The 21,347-nt window shown below is 49.8% G+C and carries 8 protein-coding genes; all 8 read right to left on the reverse strand.

The genetic code is table 11. The features are described 5' to 3' along the window. Positions 1-32: 32 nt before the first annotated feature. On the reverse strand, positions 33-245 hold the full coding sequence (locus D8Y20_RS09765; RefSeq protein ID WP_121543210.1) for an RNA-binding S4 domain-containing protein: 213 nt from the start codon (positions 243-245) through the stop codon (positions 33-35). A gap of 359 nt (positions 246-604) precedes the next feature. Continuing rightward, positions 605-1,066: an isoprenylcysteine carboxylmethyltransferase family protein gene (locus D8Y20_RS09770; RefSeq protein ID WP_236075385.1), complete on the reverse strand. Its 462-nt coding sequence runs from the start codon at positions 1,064-1,066 to the stop codon at positions 605-607. Between the two features lie 76 nt (positions 1,067-1,142). Then, positions 1,143-1,877, reverse strand: coding sequence for an efflux RND transporter periplasmic adaptor subunit (locus D8Y20_RS09775; RefSeq protein WP_121543212.1), 735 nt, complete (start codon positions 1,875-1,877; stop codon positions 1,143-1,145). Between the two features lie 11 nt (positions 1,878-1,888). After that, positions 1,889-3,901 (reverse strand): preprotein translocase subunit SecA, encoded by a 2,013-nt coding sequence (locus tag D8Y20_RS09780; RefSeq protein ID WP_121543214.1) that lies wholly within the window; start codon positions 3,899-3,901, stop codon positions 1,889-1,891. Further along, positions 3,894-6,047, reverse strand: coding sequence for an efflux RND transporter periplasmic adaptor subunit (locus tag D8Y20_RS09785; RefSeq protein WP_121543216.1), 2,154 nt, complete (start codon positions 6,045-6,047; stop codon positions 3,894-3,896). Before D8Y20_RS09785 ends, D8Y20_RS09780 begins: the two co-directional genes overlap by 8 nt. 1 nt (position 6,048) lies before the next feature. Next, the gene (locus tag D8Y20_RS09790; RefSeq protein WP_121543218.1) at positions 6,049-7,902 is read right to left on the reverse strand and encodes an efflux RND transporter periplasmic adaptor subunit; all 1,854 of its coding nucleotides are present in this window, start codon (positions 7,900-7,902) and stop codon (positions 6,049-6,051) included. A 77-nt stretch (positions 7,903-7,979) separates the two neighbouring features. Next, positions 7,980-8,282 (reverse strand): DUF3467 domain-containing protein, encoded by a 303-nt coding sequence (locus D8Y20_RS09795; RefSeq protein ID WP_121543220.1) that lies wholly within the window; start codon positions 8,280-8,282, stop codon positions 7,980-7,982. A 26-nt stretch (positions 8,283-8,308) separates the two neighbouring features. Then, positions 8,309-21,319 carry a calcium-binding protein gene (locus tag D8Y20_RS09800; RefSeq protein WP_121543222.1) on the reverse strand — a complete coding sequence of 4,337 codons (13,011 nt, stop codon included), beginning with the start codon at positions 21,317-21,319 and terminating at the stop codon, positions 8,309-8,311. Between the last annotated feature and the right edge of the window lie 28 nt (positions 21,320-21,347).

Below are 21,347 nucleotides of genomic sequence, written 5' to 3' on the forward strand. Positions count from 1 at the left end.
CATCATTGCGACAGCCTCTTCTCATGACCACATCACTTGAGCTGAACGACTATTTTTTCATTGCCAAAGGCCACGACATCTCCTGAGACGATCTTTTTTCTCTTCTGTGTCTCAGGCTTTCCATTGAGCCAAACAAGACCATCAGCAATCACATGCTTAGCTTCACCACCACTGGATACCAGACTTTCAAACTTCAGCAGTTTATAGAGTTCAATCGGCTCTTCTGAAATCATCACTGTTCGCATCTTACCTACACCCCGATTCAATATTCATAACCATCAGAAACGCCATACATGCAAAATAAGCATTCCATATCTCTTTTCCTTAGATGCTTTTACACCTTTAACATGATCTACGGACAAACGCTGACACAGCACCGCAAAAGACGACTATTTCAGCACAGGCTCAAAATAGAGTATCATGGCACTGACTAACATGAATCGTTTTAGCATGTCGCCATCCTGAAAGAAGTCACCGGATTACAACATGATTCATCACAAAATCAACGCGCATGGCTGTGAAATAGCGTTCCGGATTACGTGTGCCAGATTGCATGTACTAGATTGAACTGTTCTTTTATTCAACTGCATGTAAACATTACAGATCAGATCCAGCGGCGAACTTGATTTTTATAAGTAAGATATTGCTCACCGAACTGTTGCTCCAGATGTTCTTCCTCAGCTTCTATTTGAAACTTATTCATATAGACAACAAACCCGAGCAACACGAATATTCCTAATGCAGCACCCAGATAAATACTTAATGATGTTAAAATAAGCACCAGACCAAGATACATCGGATTGCGTGTGAATTGATAAATACCGTGAGAAACAATCGCACTGGTTTTATGCGGATAACGTGGATCAATGGTGGTTTTTGCAAACCTGAAACTCAGCAGAGCCCATACATCGATCGTACCAGCCACAGCCAACAGCATCAGGGCAATGATTTGTCTTAAATCGGCATGTACTACTTCTACAGAAAACGTATGACTCAAACCCCATATCATCAGTCCGAAAACAATAGCAACAGCAGGCGGTGGGATTTTCAATCTTAGTGTTTTCACATCAACTCCATTCAATCATTTCATTATCAGAGGGCACCATGCAACGACTTTCCTTCTGCACATTTAACCTTTCCCTCTATTTATTACGTTCAGAAAAACTCACTTTGCATTTAAGACCGGCTGGCAGGCGATATTTCTTGTTGGGCAAGGTCACTTGAACGGCAAATGTTTCACTGGCCGCATCAATCATAGGATCGACCAGATTAACCTTACCTGAAAAGTGTTCATCATAACCGGCAATATATATGCTGGCAGCATTGCCCTTATGCACCTTCCCGAACATTTCAACAGGTAAAATCACTTCCACTTTCAACGGGTTAAGTTTGGCGATTTTCATCACCACATGTTCCTGAACAAATTCACCCGCAGAGTAATTCTTGTCCACAACGATGCCGCTGATCGGGCTATGAATAATACGCAGCTTTAATTGTTCCTCAGCCTGTTTATGCTCCATTTCCGATATCCGGGTTTCTGTTTCAATATCATCGTGATCCATCTGGGAAAGCAACTTTTTTTCAAACAGTTCACGATTACGTTCCAGCCGGCGTGCATTGTATTTATATTTCACCTTGGCCAGATTAACGCTGGCCCGTTCCACACCCGACTTCAGCCGGGCAATCACCTGACCTTTGCGTACACGATCACCTTTATCGAACAGCACCGCATCAAGCACACCGGGGATCGGGCTACTTACAGAGATAAGTTCATCCGGCTCGATCAATCCATCAAACTGCTGTTTTGCTTCATCTGCAAAGCTTTGCCCGCATACAAGCATACATGCCAGCACTATCACCCAATTGATATATTTCATCCCTATCCCCTTTATTCCGAATAACCGGAAAATGACAGTGTGCGATCAAGATCCTGATCGGAACGCAACACCTGCTTTCTGACCTTATAGTGCATCCGCTCTATTTTCAATTGCGCCATCCGCTGCAACAACGGCCCGAAATAGTGCAGCAACAACGGCACATGCTTTAGCAACGACTTCAATGACTTTAATATCACACCGATTCGCCGCTCATCCAACAGTGGATCATCAATGGATAAAATATATCCATAGCTTCCCGGATCACCCTGTCTTGCGCAGCGACCGATAAGCTGGCGATCAATGCGCTTGGCTTCATGGCGTTCAACAATCAACACATATAAACCACCCATGTCGGTACACGCTTCATCCAGCTTTATATCCGTACCGCGTCCGGCCATATTGGTGGCAATTGTAATGCGGCCTCTTTGCCCCGCCTGCGCTACGATTGCAGCTTCATCGGCTTCATGTCGTGCATTGAGCAGCTGATGTGGAATGCCCGCATCAGTCAGCAGATTGCCAAGGTGTTCTGAGCTTGAGACAGAGTGCGTGCCAATCAATACAGGTCGCTGCAGCTGATACAGCTCTTCTACCCGCTCGACCACATGCAACCATTTCTTATCTCTGTCCGGCAATATCCGACAATAATCGTAATCACGGATACATGTTTTATGCGTGGGTATCTCCAGGGTGGGCAGGCGATATACCGCCCACAGCTCACTGGCAGCTTCATTGGCTGTTCCTGTCATACCGGATAGGTGATGGTAACGCCGAAAAAAACGCTGATAACTGATTCTGGAGAGCGTCTCCCGCTCCTCACTCAAGGCGCAGCCCTCCTTCGCTTCAACAAGCTGATGTAAGCCCTTGCTCCACTGGCGACCGGACATTGCACGGCCGGTATATTCATCAATAATTTCCACCTCGCCCTCCGTGACAAGGTAATCTTCATCCAGTTTAAATACGTGTAGCGCCGTTAATGCTTTTTGCACCAGATCTTCACACAATAACAAACTGCTCCAAACCGATATCTGCTGCGTATAACGATCGGCTATAAAAGCCTCTCCTTCAGGGTATAACTCTACCTTACGCAGCGCATCATCCACCTGAAAATGTTCTCCCTCTTTCATTTCACGCGCAGCGGCCAAGGCATGTTGAATCACAGTCTCATCAAAATTACCCTGCTGTTCTCCGGAGATAATCAATGGCGTTCTGGCCTCATCAATTAATATACTGTCGGCTTCATCCACAATGGCAAAATGCAGACCACGCAATAATGATTGCCGTGCCGATGAGGTATCATCGTAGAGCTGATGCATCTGCATTCGCAATCCACCCGGATGGTTACCAAGCGTCAGACGATCTTTCAGATAATCGAATGTCAGCTCTTTATTGGTGCAATAGGTGATATCGCAGTCATACGCCTGCCTGCGTGCATCGGCATCCATACCCTGAATAATCACTCCAACGCTAAGCCCTAACGCTTTATACAATGGGCGCAGCAGTTCTGCATCGCGCTGGGTCAGATAATCATTCACTGTAATCACATGCACAGGAATGCCAGCCAGCGCAGCAGCCGCCGCCGGCAGCGCAATCGTTAAGGTCTTACCCTCACCTGTTGCCATCTCGGCCACCTGACCATGCAGAATACTCCAACCAGCCATCACCTGCGTATTAAAGTGACGCATGCCAAGCTGACGAAAAGAGACCTCGCGAATCAGGGAGAACTGCTTCACCAGTGCCTGCTGCCCAAAGCCGTGCATCTTCAATACCTGTCCATATGCGCGTGCCTGCAGCAGCAACTCATCATCACTGCCGCTACCAAATAGATCAGGCAGTTGTTCAACACGCGTGGCAAAACGGTGCATGCGCGATTTCATCATCGGCCGCATCAAGCGGGATAACATCATTGTGCCTGAACTGATAAACTGGGTAACCCTGCTCACCTTTTTCTCTTTGGCTTCCGGATACAGACCCGGTACAGCCTTGGGAAAATGCATCACAAAATGAACTGGTGAGAAACTAGACATGCAATACACTCAGGAAGGTTTGTCTGAGCTGACGATACCATTGCCATGCCAGTGATTCATCCGCATGCACAAAGCGTACATACACCCGGCTACCCATCGCTTTCGCATTCAACTGACCGGGTAAACCGATATCAAACTGAAACATACTCTTGAAAGATTTCGCCTCATCTTTACTTTCCGGATCCAACGCAATCGTTCCGCCGCCCTCAATGGCCAGCGCCATGCTTGGCAAAGCATGGATCGCAGCCGGCACTTCATGTAACAACGAGGCCTCAAACACTTCAAGGAAATTTTCAGACAAACGCATCTCTACATATTGTGTATCTGCTCTGACCTGCTGGATACTCTCCTGCATCACTACCGCACGCACATGCAGATGACCCTGTTGCACCACATAGGCGAGCATTTCACCGCGACGCACAAACCGACCAGGTAGATTTTCAGGCTCCCTGATCATGAACATACCATCGCGACTGCTGCGTATCGTTAATGCATCAATCCGTTCTGTCAGATAGGTGTATTGCGCCTGCGCCTGTCGCATCTCATCCTGCAGCAGTTGTGCCTGCATACGGTCATCCTTGATGGCAATGGTATAACGCACCCGCAACTCTGCCAGTCGAGCTAACACTACCGCGCGTCTCGCATTGAGTTCCGGCGCTTTACACACCACGAGTATATCCCCCGCCTTTACCTGACTATTTTCTCTGGCCACAATCCGGTCAACAAAACCATCACTGCCGGCCCGAACCCACATCTCCTCAGGCACCCAGACCACACCTTCAGCCAATGTCGATGAGGAGACAGGAACCATGGCAACCATCATCATGCAACTTGCCATGGCAGCGGCACTAATAAGCATACCGCGAGCAAAATGTTCATCGAGTTTCGGGTCTGTCCATGTCGATTTCAACACCTTAAATGCCGGCACCAGCAACATCATCACCACCGCCCATATCGCCAGCAGCACACCAACAATAAAATATTTACCTGCGACAAAAAGTACAATCACATAGAGAATAAACATGCGATATACAAAAGAGGCCAGGCTGTAGGTGACAAACCAGAACGGCTCCCCTGGTGCAGAAGCCGGTGATTGAATATCTTTGGCCTGAAATAGATGTTTCTTGATCAGAAAGCCGAGATACTGGTTGGCGCGTTGGCCAAGATTAGGGATTTCTAGCAGATCAGCCAACACATGATAACCATCAAAACGCAGTAGCGGATTCAAATTAAACAGCAACGTAGAAACACCGGCAATTAGCATCACGTTGTATGCAATCGCACGCGCTACGCCCTCTTCGGCATAGACCCAGAACCACATAGCGATAGCCGCAAGAAATAACTCTACAGCCACACCGGCAGCACCGACCATAATACGCTGATAGCGATCTCTGAAGGCATGCGCTTCTGACACTTCAACATAGGGAATGGGTACCAGCACCATCAGCATGATACCACCCTCATGTACCTCACCGCCCCAACGTTTCACCGCCAGTGCGTGGCCCATTTCATGCAGAAATTTCACCACAGGGTAAACCAGCCACAACAGCAACAGATTTCCCTGCGACAGCACCCTATCGGCCACATTATCCGACAGTGCATCCCAGTGTTGTAATGCCAGCATAAGGGCAGAGAAAACCAGCAGCATCCACAACAGGCGCGCTTTTTTAGTAAACAGCACGTTCGCCAGCCCCTGCAACTGTTGCAGCAATGGTTCAGGATCAACCAGCGGAAAACGCAAACCCAGTGGATTGATAAAATAACTATGTATTTTTTTCTTTCTCAACTTCTCTTGCCTATCCGCCATCTCTTCGGAATCAGGCTTGGCTCCGCCAAGAATCACATCGGCGTTATGCAAACGGCTCAACAGTTGAATTAGGTCGTCCTGAGTAGGCATATTATCGTTATCGATCTGCCGGGATGCTAACAACCAGATATCATTGACCGTATGACTGCCATTCATCAGCTGGATGACAAAATAGGCGTCCGGTGAAAATCGGTGAAATTTGCCCGTTACATGATCCTGAAGCACATACCATAATTTGCCGCGAAAAATGCGCCGGTGAATATCTACATGTTTACGCAGTATCGGTTTTAATTCCGCAACCCGATACCATGAGTCACTGAACAGCGATGCTCCAGCCATATCAGAACTTCAAATCAAACATGACCCAGAGTTGCAGGCGCAACCAGTTCAACAGGTCATGGGTCCATATCCAAAATAGTTTTCTCTCACCAACAACCACTTTACCTACCCCCTCCATACCGGGGCGCAGTGTGGCTGATGGTTTGTCGAGGCTGGCCTCAACGGTAAAATAATTGATGCCGTCCTCAGCTGTCGATACAGGTGTGATGCGTTGCACCTGCAATAGAAAGGTCTCGCCGGGTGCAGAGGTCAGATACAACTGTCCCTGCTGACCATTTTCAATTTCGGTAATCTCCACTTCATCCACTTTCAATTTAACCCGGTAGTCATGCAGTGGTGTAATTTCAAACAACACATCCCCTTTTTGAACGGCAGCACCCAACGACTGGCTCAGATCACCGTCGACAATCAGGCCGTCAAACGGGGCCTTGATGATGGTGCGCTTGATACGCTCATCCACCAGCCCCAGTTCTGCATCGGCCTGATCCATCTGTGCGGCGGCAAGTCGGGATTCACCCAAATCGTGTTTGGACTGAGCCTGCTGATATTTATGGCGGAATTCACCCTTCTTGGCGATCCACTTCAAGCGCTCCAAATGCAGATCCTCATCATCCAGCGTTACGATAAGTTCGCCTTGCTTTAAGGTATCGCCAACTCTGGCATAGGCCTCCTTGATAAAACCATCGTATGGAGCCGCAATAACCCTGCGCATCTCACCTTCAATCTTTGCTTCACCTGTAACCCGGTACTCTCCGTTAACAAAGGTAAAAAACAGCGTGGCGATAAGTAGTCCGGCCACTATAAACTTACGTAGCAGGTAATCTTCCCCCACCAGTTTTGACCACTGATCCCGACCGCTTTCTGCGACCTTCTTCCATAACGGGCTGTCATTCTTTTTCATATCGTACAGAATCGGCCCCAGCAGCACAGCCAGAGCTTCACAAAACCGGACAGTGTTCTGATCCACAAAACCCGCCCCCCCACTCTGTTCCAATGTAAGCACTGCAAATACGGAACCTGCTCCATCTTTAAGAGGCAGGCTTAATATGGCGCTACTGTCATAGGCCTCTTTTAATCTTGCATGCGCCTGTGTAATCAGCAGATAATGATTATCATGTGGATAGTGAATCATCGCATCCTGATCAGCCACTTCATCCATTGCCTCAGCGATGGCACGCACCAGATTCATTTTACGATCCATCTGACTGCTGTGCGACATCGCCCGCACATCCATCTGTTTGCCACCTTTGAAACCCAAGCTCACACGACCGCAATCAAAGCGATTGCTTAATTCATTGACCAAAACCATACAGGCGTGATTAAAATCCTTCTGCTCAAGTGTTTGCGCCAGCAGATCAATCAGTTGTTTCAAACGCTCTGGTGAAGCGTTCTGATTTGCCTTGTCATGCTGCGTAAGATCCTGTTGCAGAAAAAAGTTATCCAGCCATGAGGCGCCCCATTGCAAAGTACGCAATACCGCACGCAGATGCTCATCTGATCGTTCCGCCAGCTCCATCACCACGACCGCTCTGAGTGCTCCGCAACTCCAGACCGGATACCCGATGGCACTGATTTCTCCTGTAGCAGCTGTTACTACGCCCTGCTTCGATTCCAGCGCCTGAGCTGCCATACTTTTTAGATTTTCACTGACTTCCGACATACCATCCGGCCATAGTGCTACCGGTTCAAACGCATCCCCCTGCTCTGATTCAGCCAGCACCACAGCTGATTGCACATCCCGGATCATCAGGCACTGCAAATGCAGCCAGTGACCACAAAAGTCGTTGACTGTTTCTGCTTCAATCAGTTGTTGCCAAACCTCACGGTCCAGATAAGAGATACTATTACCGCTCAATAAAAACTCCCCTTACCGCAAATGAAATACGGCCGAATGCAAGCATTCGACCGCATCATCAATTCTATGCGTACTACTTATGCATCAAGCTTCAATTCACCGAATCGGGATTCATACTCTTTCAGTGTATTCTCCAGCAACAGGCTCAAACGCTTGGCAGCAAATGGGCTGAGAATAACACGGTCAGTCAATTCCACGGTCAGCTCAGACTCTGTCGGATTCCATGCCTGATTGGTACCGAAAAAGAGCGACACCTCTTCGCGTGTACTCGCCGCATTGCACACATTGGCATAGGTGCTCTGCATCTTACTGTCGTCCCATTTAATGCTGCGTGGACCCTGTGCTGCTTCTGCTGTTGCTGTATCTTTCTTATCTGCCATTTACTTCTCCATAGTTCATATTGATTTTACCAACGAATCTTGCGGGATTTTTGCTTTTTCAACGCATCTTCCTGCATCATCGAACTGTTACGATTCATCTGCCAGCCGGCAAGAGCAATCAAGCCAACGCCCAGCAGTTCATCATTTTTAGCGTCACCATCTAGTAGCTTATTTTCATCTTCAAGAGGCTGATCATGCTCTAACTGATCCGGGGCAACAACAGGTAGATTCCCAGAATTTTCGAGGATAATAACCCCTTCAGGTAATGCATCTGGATCTTCCGGCAATAAATTCAGCTCTTGCGGCAAAAGAACTGGCTCATCTGGCACGGTATGCTGCTCTGCAGGTAAGCTGCCATCATCTTCACCAACAGAAGTCGGCTGGATTGAATCTGTTTGGCTATGGCTGTACGTCCGGTGTGCTCTACCATATGAGGATGCAGTAATTTGCTTTATATCAGTATTAGATAGGTCAGGTCCATTGTAAGTCGGAATCACGGCTGGTAACTGCCAACTACTTGGAGAGAGCAAACTCGAACCGTATAGATTCGCCATCACCACGGAAATTTGATCCAGTACCACTACGGAGTAGGAAAGAATACTTTGCGCCATACCATTGAGCAGCACGGCCCGACCATTGTCACCCATCATCACATCACTGGCCAGTGTACCCACCAGAATATCCCTAGTGCCAAAGCCACCGAACATCATATTGTTTCCGATTCCACCGCTAATCCAATCGTTCTGGCCAATATAATAATCGGTTGTCTGAATAACGGTCTGATTACCAGTAATGATAACCTTAGCGCTATCGCCAATCAGAATATCATTGCCTGCCTGACCGGAAATGGCGTCCATGCCCCAACCACCAAACACAATGTCATTACCGGCACCGGAGACAATCGTATCATCGCCTCCGATAGCTGGATCCAGTGTAGAAATAGTGCCCGGTGTGGCTCCCGCATAAGTGATGATGCCATTATCACCGAAGATAATATCGTTACCGGCACCGGAGCTAATGGTGTCGTTTCCTGCACCACCAAAGACGATGTTATTGCCGTTACCGGCATTCACCGTGTCATTGCCACCGAACGCCGTGAACAGCGACGTGATATGCTGAACCTGTCGATTTGCATCACGGGTAATATAGGCGAAATCACCGATAATGATGTCATTACCCAGCCCGCCATTGATCGTATCGGCACCAAACACCGTACTATCAATGGCATAGATGTCATTGGCCTGCAGACTGCCGTCATTACGCACCTGCACACCGTTCTCGCCCATGATGATGTCGTTACCGGCATCAGCATTGAGCATGTCATTACCGAAGCCGCCGAAGATCGCATCGCCGCCTGCTCCGCCACTTATCGTATCGCTACCACCCTGCGTAGTATTGATCGACTCCACCCGATCAATGGTTGGCCTTGCTGTGATGTGATTATGAACCACATGCGCATCGTCGCCGAAGATAGTATCAGCGGCGACGCCACCGGTGATCGTATCAGCCCCAACACCGCCAATCAGCACCATCGTTGCCGAGGTAGCTGCCGCATTGATGGTGTCATTTCCAGCTTCTCCATCCACCACTAGCTGTCCGGCGGTATGCGTTGCGGCCACCGTAACGCTATCGTCACCGGCTCCTGTCATCAGAGAGGTAATGGCCTCGCTGCGCACGCTTTCAACCGTGATCGTATCATTACCCTGGCCTGTCCAAATATTGATATCAGGACTAAAACTACCGCCGCTTGCCGTATAGCGGATATCAGCTGGTGCCAATCCCCTGATCAGGTTACTGGAGATCAAGACCGCAGCATCGCCGATCAATGAACCTTGATCGCTAATCTGCAGCAGATTATTACCGGCACCTGCATTGATATTCAGCGTGCCCTGCACCAGATCAAGTATGCCGGGCAGGTTCGGTGCATGAGCAGAGATATGGATATCACCCAGATTGGCCGGTGCCTGCGATGATACGTTAATAGTATCGTTGCCTGCCTGACTGTTCAGATTGGTCACAGCACTAGTACCCTGCACATTGAACACGTCAGCACCGCTGCCCAGATCAATATTCATCGTATCAATATTGTAATAGTTCATGCCATCTGTGCGGGTTTGCAGTGAGATCGCCCCGCCACCAGCCAGCGTACCATCACTGAGAGTCGTGCCAGCGGTCAAACCTGCACCGTTCACATCCGCAGCAGTCAGACGCAAGCCTTTGTGTTCACCCTGGAAGGTAATCTGGAACACCTCACCATATTTGCTAACCACCACATTATTGGTGTACGGCAAGCTCGGATTACTATTATTCGGATTCAGAACCGGGTCGAGCGCCGCCTGTAAATCTGCCGCTGAAGCATTATAAGCAATCGCTGCGGTGATCTGCCCCAACAGGCTTAGAGTAAAAGAGCCTGCTATCGCATTCATGGCCAATGTCTGCACCACATTCAGCGCAGGCGTTAGCGTACCATCCTGCAAGGTCGCGGTGACCAGTTGCGGCGTTGCATTCAGATTCGCAACCAAGGAAACATCACCAATGCTCATCTGAGGCTGATTCAAACCGGCCAATGCACCACCGAAGAATACGCTGTAAAGATCACCCTCCTTGATGACAGAGATCTCGTTATTCACATCGCCATAGAGCGTTTGCACAGCCGTTTGCACTTGCAGTGCAGTCATGCCATAGGTCAGTATTGATGAAACCATACCTGCAATATTCAGGGTGAAATCACCCGTCACGCCACTAACCAGAATTGTTTGCACTTCACGCACCGTAGGCATATCAAGGCCGGTCAGCGTAGAACTGGTCAGATAGCCGGTATTGTTATTGGTATCGCCACTATCATTAATATTCAGTGTATCTGTAGCACTAAAACCATCTCCGACCACCGTGAGCAGTGCCGTGATCTGATCAACCACCTGTTTATCACTGCCTACATTAACCGTATTCACACCTGACCCGGTTGAGACGGTGGTATGACCTGAAATCATTTTCGCATTGATCGTATCGTTACCACCGCCGGTATTCACCGAGGTGGAGCCTGTCATGGTAGAATCAATCGCCAGTATATCGTTGCCCGAACCCAGTTGCAGATTGAATGACTCAACATTGCTGTAGCTGATGCCGCCATTGATTAACTGCCCACCGATGAGCGAGTCCGGTCCCATGCCAAAGCCAAACAGACGTGTACCCGTCAGCGTACCGGCTGCATTGGCAATACTGTTCTGATTGAACACATTGATGGCATCCACCTGATTAGATTCAATCACTGTAGTATTCGCATTCACAGCAGCATAAGTATACGTATCACCGATCGCCGGCACTAAGGGTAGCCCTGTCAGCAAATCTATCGGCCACGGTGTCTTGAATGTTACAGTCTGACCTGTGACTGAAAGCACCTGCATAACAGTACCGACAGCGGCACCACTGAGAATCCTGAATTCATAAGGGTTGCTGTTCATACGCTGATCAAATTCCAGCGTTCCTACAACAGCAGCAGGATCACTGGAGGTGATAGCAATGTCGGTCAGTGTGGCATTGCCATTAATATCTGTAGCAATGGCTGAGGCACTGCCGGCAGGTTTGTATTCATTGGTTTCACCAATCAGCATAAACGGAGCAGCTGTCGTGACAGAAGTCGCATTCCCTGCACCTGCATCAATGTTAATCGGGCCTCTAATGAGATTAATTTTGCCCGGCATTTCAGCGAAAACGAGTGCATCGCTGCCATCCACCACCTTATCATTGATCGCGGTCACGGTTACCTGCTGTGCGGTATCCCAGTTCAGTGTAGTAAAGAGCACACCCTGACGCACGCCGACAGATGCCGTGAGCGGTGCTGTCATGGCCGTGGTGAAAATCGCCGCAGCATTCTCAATCGTCAGTACATTGGCGGCTGCATCAAACAGTGCCGTGTATCCGACTGGCAGGTTTGCCATCAGCCCGTCCGCTATTCCCTGCAGTGACAACGGCAGTAACGGGTCTGTTCCGGCCGTATAACTGTATGGCGTAGCATTGAGCGTTAATATCCATACATCACCTGCCATTACTGGGCCTGCCATATCCATCTTAGCGATATGACTTGCAACAACGACCTGTTTGGCAATCCGTTCACCATTATTCGCAGCAGCATCAAAGGCCAGAGCAGCATTGTAGGTGCGCGTTAATTCCGGTGTAGCATTGACAAACACATCGGCTGTCGGAGCAGCAGTCAGCACCACATCATACTGATCACGCACTTGATTGGCCGGCGGCACAACGGCGGCATCGAATTCAGTGACATTGGTTGTGCCACCGGACTGATGAATCACCACGCCAGGACTATTATCCAATACAGTCACATCAATCGAGCCGACAGTCATGGGTTGACCACTGCTGACAGTATGTGTGATACGCGAATAATGCGTGCCTTCAGCCACACCATCGGCCACTGCCTTGATATAGACAGTCTGTGCTGTCATCCACGTGCCGGTAGTAAAGGTCAGGGTAGAGATGGGTTGAGTCAGTGCTGCATCGGCAAACAGTTGTAGCTGCCCATCCACGCCAATAGCAACGGTAACATTCCCAGTCGGCGCCTGCGTCATCACCATCTGATAGGAATCGACAGCGGCATAAGCACCAGCCTCGGCGACCATGCTCTGGTTATTGGTCTGCGCAACCACAATGCCAGGCAGATTATTATCCACCACTTCAACAGTCAGGTTACGCACATTGATATTATCATAAGCACCTTCTGGTGTTGCAGAGCTGACGGTATGACGGATATCGAGAAACTGTGTGCCCTCTGCCAAAGCATCATTGATCCCCGTCACGGTGACAGTCTGCGGGATATACCAGTTTGCCACGGTAAATGTCAGCTGTGTTCCGGTCGCATTCATATTGGCAGGCGTCGTTCCCACCATCACTCCGGCGCCAACACGCGGCACAACAGGCAATGCATTCACCACTACTGTCTCAGTCGGCGCGCTGCTCAATACTACCTGATAGCGATTGCTCACAAAGGGTGCTGCTGTCGGCGCATTAAGCTGTTCTTCAAAGACACGCAGCGGACCTGTAACAGGGGTAATGACCACTTCCGGTGCACTGCTATCGGCTACTTTAGCAACGATATTCTCAGCAAATATATTGTTGAAGACTGCATCGACCGATGTCACCGCATGATTAATCAGACCACTATGCCCTTGCAAAGCGTTACTCACTAACGAAATTGGTTGTCCCGGAGCAGTGCCGCCCGACACATTGAACGTGTCACTTCCCAGACCACCAAGCAGTTGAATATCGATATTCGGATCAGAACTGGCTATATAAAAACGATCATTACCGGCCCCTGCATCAACCACTACCCGCTCGATACCTCCATAGCTGACAAACAGCCCCGCGCCAAACACGCCATCAGCAGCAACGACAAAATCATCACCTGAATCCGTACCAACAACGGTTAAGGTATCAAATCCATCACCACCGGATATCGCCACCGGCGCATTTACCGCATAACTGATAAAATCAGCGCCCTGACCACCATTGATATTGGTATAAGGGCCAACAGGATCGCCCGGATTTACTTTAACGAAGGCATGCACGGCAAAACTATCAGAGCCGTCTTCACCAAATACAGAGAGTGCAGCCTTATTGTGATTGACCGTGAATGCGTCATTACCGATACCGCCATAGAGCGTGGCTGGCAGGCTAATGCCATTACTCAGATAACCCGCCGTAGTCAGCGTGGTATTGAACTGATCGGCCATGGCAAGGCCTGCAGCCGCATCACGTTGAGACTTGAACACCTGACCGACCTGAAAAGTATCATCACCGGCATCGCCATACACGGTCACTGCAGAACTAGTATCATCGAACATGAAGTTATCATTACCATTGCGACCAAACACCGAAATTGATTCCACATTGGATGTGTAATTCACGCGCTCGGCCTGATCAAATGATGCTACTATCAAGGCGCTTTTTGAGAGTGACGTGATGGCACCGGCACGAAACAAGAAATCATCAGCCACATCGCGACCAAAGATATTCAAGGCATCAACACCCGTGGCGATCACACCGCTATCATCCACATTGACAATCACATTGCCGGAAGCAGGCAACCACAGGTTGTAAAGATCCTGTCCATCCTGACCATCCAGCGTGGTCACAGCACTGGGAGCCGAGACATCAATCAAGTCATCACCTGCACCGCTGTTAACGGCGAGTAAAGCAGTATTGGCGACGCTGTTAATATACACTGCATCATCGTCGCTACCTGTATTGATCACCACAGAAGGCGCGCTCAAGACCCCGTCAATCGTCACAACAGCACCAGTGCCAACATCCGCATCTGCAACAAGATCGGCATTGAAGGCAATCACGCCTGCAGCTTTGACCAAACCACCAACGGCGACTGTGATATTATCGCCGCCATTCAAGCTCACATTGCCTGCCACTGCATTGATCTGCGTGGTGGCGTTGACGTTAATATTCTGCCCCGCCGTGGCGGCATCGGTGGTCGCTAAAATAATATTGCCCGTCATTGCGGTAGCTGTCTGAACATTCAGCTCTCCTGCCGTTTCATTCAGATATACCCCTGTTGCACCGGTGGCTGTTACGGCTGTTGGTAATGCCGTCGAATCGATATCCAGCAGGTTGGTTGCCGTTCCGATTGAACCACCATTGGCAGTCATGAACAGCTGGGCGCCATTGATGTTGCTCAGGCCATTATTATTGGCATCCAGCATCGATCCCGCTGTAGTCTGCAGCGTCACGCTGCCTGCGCTAGCGATAACGGTGTTGATGTTCATATCACCAGTTGTCTCATTCAGGAACGCATCTGTTGCTGCTGTAGCGCTCAGCACTGTCGAATCGATATCCAGCAAATTCGCAGCCGTCCCGATTGTGCCGCTACGCGATGTCAGATTTACCGTACCACCGCTTAGACTAGAGCCAACCCTGTCCAGCAGGCTGCCTGCCGCTGTCAGGTTTACGGCACCAGCCCCGGCTGAAATCGTACCAACGGTCATATCTCCAACCAGTTCATTGATGAACATGTCTCCCGTTGTTACCGCTGCCGAAACAGTGCCTGTCTGAGCGCTATCCACTTCCAGATAATTGCCCGCCTGACCGATAGTTCCAGCTGTCAGCATCACACTGTTTGCATTGATATTGCTCACCGGAGCCAGATCATCGAGCTGCATATCCGCTATCGAGCCGGAAGCACGCAATGAAACCGTGCCGATGCTGGCATTGATCAGACCGACATTGATATTCCCGGAGATCATGGAGGCATTCACACTGCCGTTTGCAGAGCTGATGTTGTGCAGGTTATAGATACCCGGCTGTGCCCCAACAGCAGTTGTAGTGCTAGCCACATTGATGATGGCATCCGGCACCGGCTCCAACACCGGGTTGCCCGTAAGTGGATCAAGTACAGGATTACCTGCAGCATCTAATCTTTGCTGCATCATCTGATTGCCTAGGCTGTCCTTCACCTGCACCAACTGCGGCGTAGAGGTGGTGATGATTGTCGTCAACTCCGGCTGCAGTCCGGTCAGTGTGATATCTCCACCTGCGGTGATGCTGTTGATATCCAGTGCACTGATGGCATAACCGGCAGCAGGTGCTGTAGTCAGGCTTTGTTTCAGCCCCATATCCATGACTACATTCTGGGCTGAGGAAAGGTTCAACTGGGGATTTGGATTGAGGTTAGGCTTGGAATTAGTGCCTGCCAGATGATGAAAATCAACAGCCACTTTATTGACCAGCGTACCTATACTACCCGTGTTCGTAGTCATGCTCAGGGCGGTCGCTTTGATCAGTCCGCCCGTCTGCCCCAAGATATTGCCACCGGTATCCCCCACCGTAGTGATATAACCCAGTGTATTCGCAACACCTGCAAACAGGATATCCGATGCCGTATTACCCTGAATGGTAATAGCGCGTGGATTGGTGCTATCCGTGATATAGGTTGTATTCAGTGTATTGGTTCCGGAGCCGGCATTCGCTGCCAGTGCCGGACCCGGCGGATTCGGGTTATAGGTCTGGATGGTCCCGACAATCAGTCTCTTGTTTGAATTATTGGTGATCGTTACAGACTCAAAAACATTATTCTTATGCACGATCACATTGCCCGTGATCAATCCCGCGTCCAGCGAATTGACAATAATTTCGCCCGGATTACCGACGTTGATGGCGTCAACAAACACATCATTGCCTACCGTTGTGGCTGTAATCTGACCGGCTTTAGTGATCGAGCCATCAGCATTGATGGTTAATGTTGGTGTCGAAATGCCGCCCTGATAGATATCGCCATTGAGGTTGACCGAACTGTTGCTCGAAAAAGTACCCGCCAGTGTCGGTGTCACAACACTGTTAAAGGCAGTTGCCACCCACTCCATAAACGTCTTGATAACCTGATCAAAAACGACTGTGGTAACAGTTTCCACGATCGCATCCAATGGCCATGGTAACCACTTTGTCACTTGTGAGACCACCGTTCTGGCCACTTCAACCACTTTTTCCACAGCCGTAAGAATCAGTTTTACAACCGTATCGGCTTTCGCGTCAGCTGTCTTATTGTAGCTCGTCACTGTTTCTACAGGAGAATTGGCTTCTACAACTACCCTATCCGAATATATTTTGGTTCCTGCCAGCACATTTATATTGGCATTGAGTATGGCATTATTATGCCCCGTAGCAAAAACCGAGCCTGTCAGGCCGGCAAGAATTCTGGCCGTACCCAGACTGAGTACGGAAACGCCTGTATTGGTAGCAAACATATTCACGGCATTCGCCGCATTGATGACAACACCGCTGGTATTGAGCAGCAGATCAGTCGCCACAGTGGTATTCAGAATCGATTTGGCATCAGATGTTGAGGATGCTGCAATCGTCTTGGAATATGCACTACCGGAAAGATTAAGCCTTATCACCTTGGCATCAAGATTTACCGTCGTTCCGCTTAAACTACTACCTGTACCGATATCCACCTTCGTGGTGACCCCAGTGGTCAGCCTTGCGTTGACTTTGTTATCGACGATTAAACCGCCTGCTGTAATGCCGCTACTGACACGTCCATAAATATCACTCAACGCATCAACAGTAAGAATACCGCCTGCACTTATATTGGAGTTACTGCCCAGCGTGGTAACCAAACTTGCAGTCAAGCTAGCTGTGGCATCAGTAGTCATGCCTGCCAGCAATCCGCCGCCAGCACCGACAGCATCGCTGCGGAATACTTCCAGCTGAGATGCTCCGGAAATCGTGACATTTCCGGTCGCCTGCATGATAGCGCCCGCCCCGGTAAAGGTTTGCGTCGTATCGGTCAGGTTATTCACTACTATCGATACACCATCTGCGGCAAGCAAACCGATAGCAATACCATTGGCATAGGCATCAGTGCGTTGACTCGACTTCGCAAGCAGATCGATATTGCCACCGGCTGTAAGCGATGTCCCGCCATCTACATGTGCCTTGGTGATGGCACTGCTATTGACGGCACTGCTGGCACCTGTACCACCTAGTAGCGCGCCGGCTACAGAGGTCGTCGTAGCCTGATTGAGATTGGCAGCCAGCCGCAAACCATTCACATCGTAATTGTCGAATGCTTTCACACTCACGTTGCCGCCGGCGACAATGACAGTGTTCGCACCGATGTAGCTATCGATATTGCCAGTCCATGTCGCCGATGCCAGAGAAGCACCAACAGCAAGTGCACCCGCTGCCGCACCGGTTGCATCGGCTCTGGCCTGCCCCAGCGCAATGGCATACTGATTGTGTGACCCGATCAAACCAATCGATGCCCCTGTACCGATATACGCTTTTACTGTTGGTGTTGCAGTTGCAGCCGCATCCGCACCACTACCCGATGCAATACCGGCAGCAGCAGCTGTTGTGAGTGCATTCACATCAACCGTTGCCTGCGCACCGACAGTAAGGTTATTGACGCCTCTCAACGCCGTGGCTGCAAGTCGATCACCAATCACTACATTATTGCCCAGATAAGCCTGGGTAGTGCCGGTCTCTGTGGCAGTTGCAACTACGCCGCCCACAGCAACACCACCGACAGTTACACCAAAGCCGATAGCTTTAACCGTCGAGCTGGATGTCGCCAAAACCGCAAGCTTATTTGCCCTACTCACATCACCTGCCATATAGGCAGAAACATTATTGATTGAATGAAAGGTCGCCACCGCAGCAGAGGCACCCACGATGCCACCGGCACCGACATAGGTTTCTGCTCCTATACCTGAGACGTTACCTGTGGCCGAGATTGTAATATTTCCTGCCGCAGAGAGGGTTGTGCCCGCACCGATATAGGCATTCACCGTATGAGTGACATCAGCAGTGGTTACAGAGGCGGCAGCACCGACAAACCCGCCCGCAGCGGCCCCCGATCTGGCTGTTATATTGGTTGTCTGGTTAGCAGTAACATCAATCAGACCTGTTGATGTGATGTTTGAGCTGCCCGTGATATGCGCATCAACGCTACCAGCCGCACCATTCACTGTTGTCGAGCCTGCTAACCCTAACCCCAAACTACCGGCCGCGGCCGCTGAAATCGTCTCAATGGATCTTGTCGATGTCGCTGAAATTGAAACAGAGGCAGCATTTAGGGTCGAAGCATCAACATAGGATTGAACCAAATTCGTAATATTATTGGTTGCAACTGCACCTGCAATTCCCGCCGTGCCACCGATGGCAGCACCACCGGCAAGTGATCTGATTGTGGATGTATCCGTTGCAGTGAGTGAAATCGCACTGGTAGTTGTAAGGTTAGAGCCTACTGCGACATGCGTATCCACAGAACCACCTAGATTATTCGTGGTCACTGCACCCGCGACACCTACGGTTCCACCTGCAGAACCTGCGACAGCAATCGACTCAAGTGTTCGCGTTGCTGCAGCTGAAAGTGCAACACTGGCAGCAATGACAGTTGAACTGTTAATATAAGCGGTGATGCTATTGGTGATATCATTGGTGGTCACAGAGGCGCCAACGCCAATGGTTCCACCACCACTTACTGCACCGGCCAGAGACCTGATGATAGATGTATCATTAGCAGAAAGTGTCAGCCCGCCTGCAGCTGTGATAGCTGCACCGGTCGCAATATGCACATCGACAGAGCCACCGGCATTATTCACAGATACCGAACCGGCCAACGCGCCCGCTCCGCCAGCGGATCCACTGGCAGCAATAGATTCTATGTTTCGTGTTGCTACAGCAGAAAGTGACATGCTACCGGCGCTAAGTCTCGAAGCATCAATGTACGAGGTGAGAATGCTGGTGATCGTATTAGTTGCAAGAGCTCCGGCAATTCCTACTTGCCCACCGGCAGTCATACTTCCGGCAAGCGATTTTATAATGGAGGCATCATTGACAGTAAGTGTAACAGTCCCTACCGATGTGATATTTGAACCGCCCGAAATATGTGCATCTACGGATCCACCAAGCGTATTCAACGTCACCGAACCAGCCAAAGAACCCGTTCCACCAATGGATCCACTGACTGCATTAGAATCAATGTTCCGTGTTACTGCGGCAGAAAGTGAAACGCTGCCTGCACTCAGTACTGAAGCATCAACGTAGGAGGTGAGGATGCTGGTGATCGTATTAGTTGCATCTGCTCCGGCAATTCCCGCCTTGCCACCAATGGCAAAACCTCCGGCAAGCGATTTTATTGTAGAGGTATCACTGGTCGTGAGTGTGGCAACCACGGCCGAGGTTATATTTGAGATACCCGAAATATGCGCATCGACAAAACCACCAATCGTATTCAATGTCACCGCACCAGCAACTCCGGCCTTTCCACCAGCGGTACCGGCGGCGGCAAGGCTCTGAATGGTTCTTGTCGAACTGGCCGCAAGTAACACACTCGCAGCATGGACAGTTGAAGCATCAATAAAAGATTTGCTACCACTTGTGATCGTATTCCAGGCAAAAGAAGCACCTATCCCGGCTGTACCACCAGCAGCCACGGCCCCTGCAGTAGAAGTAATGGTGGACAGGTCACTCGAAGAAAGTGAAAGCGCAGCAGCAGGCGCAATATTTAAGCTGCCTGTGATATGCGCATCAGCATTACCGTCAATGATATTAACTGACTCAGCACCAGCTCCACCTGTACCTGAAAGTGCCACATTAGCCGAGGCAGCCTCAGCCTTTGCTGTGATGGTTGCGAATTTATTCGCCTGCAGCATGACATTGCCAACCAGAGCCTGAGCGCTCGTGGCAGCGTTGATATAGGCGGAAACATCGTTGGTGATTTCATTTCGTCCGATACTCAGACCAAGCGACAAGGGTGACGTGCCTATAACCGTAGCCGATACCGAAGAAGCTATAGTGAATGAACGAATCACGGATGTGTCCATCGCCTGAATAGTGATATTACCCGTGTTGGAAGTCATGTTGCCGCCATCAACATAGGCATGAACCTGGTTGTTGAGCATGTTTTTCGTGATTAGCGCGCCTACGCTGGCAGCTGTATTGTTTAACGAAAATGAGCTGGATGCCGCCTTAATATCCGCTGCTATAAGCGCACTACTGCTCGCACTCACAGTGATTCCGCCGGCAATCATGGCTGTCGAATTCTGCATATAGGCAGTAATCAAATCAGGCTGAGTGACTGCAATGCTGGTACCAATCAGGGTATCAATGGTACTAAAGAGGAAATTTTGCGATTGCCAGCCTATCGAGTTAAAGGCCAAACCTATGCCTATCGAAACCCCGTTTGATTTGGTCGTGGCATTAATCCAGGCATCAATAGAAGAGGTATCCCTGCTATCAATGGTCAGCGCACCAACGCCGGATGTCGTGATCTGGCTGTTGGAGATATGAGCATTCGCACCGCTGAGAACTGTATTTGTGGCGATAGCGCCGTTAACTGCCAGCGATTTTCCCATCGCCAGGCTCGTGGTGGCGGTAACATTACTGGTCAGCTGCGCGCTAAGCGCCACATTCTCCAGTGCCGTCACATTCACAGCACCCGCTGCAGTGACAATCGCCTGATCTATCCACGCATTTGCACCACCTTGCAGATCATTGAGGGAAAAGAGCATGGCCGCGCCAGTCGCTTGTGTGTTCGCT

Source organism: Mariprofundus sp. EBB-1 (assembly GCF_003665155.1).
In the GTDB taxonomy this organism is placed as follows: Bacteria; Pseudomonadota; Zetaproteobacteria; order Mariprofundales; family Mariprofundaceae; genus Mariprofundus.

Bases quoted from the DNA above. Each gene is read 5' to 3' on its own strand.
- D8Y20_RS09765 (WP_121543210.1), bottom strand. From the start codon at position 245: ATGCGAACAGTGATGATTTCAGAAGAGCCGATTGAACTCTATAAACTG.
- D8Y20_RS09775 (WP_121543212.1), bottom strand. From the start codon at position 1,877: ATGAAATATATCAATTGGGTGATAGTGCTGGCATGTATGCTTGTATGC.
- D8Y20_RS09780 (WP_121543214.1), bottom strand. From the start codon at position 3,901: ATGTCTAGTTTCTCACCAGTTCATTTTGTGATGCATTTTCCCAAGGCT.
- D8Y20_RS09785 (WP_121543216.1), bottom strand. From the start codon at position 6,047: ATGGCTGGAGCATCGCTGTTCAGTGACTCATGGTATCGGGTTGCGGAA.
- D8Y20_RS09795 (WP_121543220.1), bottom strand. From the start codon at position 8,282: ATGGCAGATAAGAAAGATACAGCAACAGCAGAAGCAGCACAGGGTCCA.
- D8Y20_RS09800 (WP_121543222.1), bottom strand. From the start codon at position 21,319: ATGCTCTTTTCCCTCAATGATCTGCAAGGTGGTGCAAATGCGTGGATA.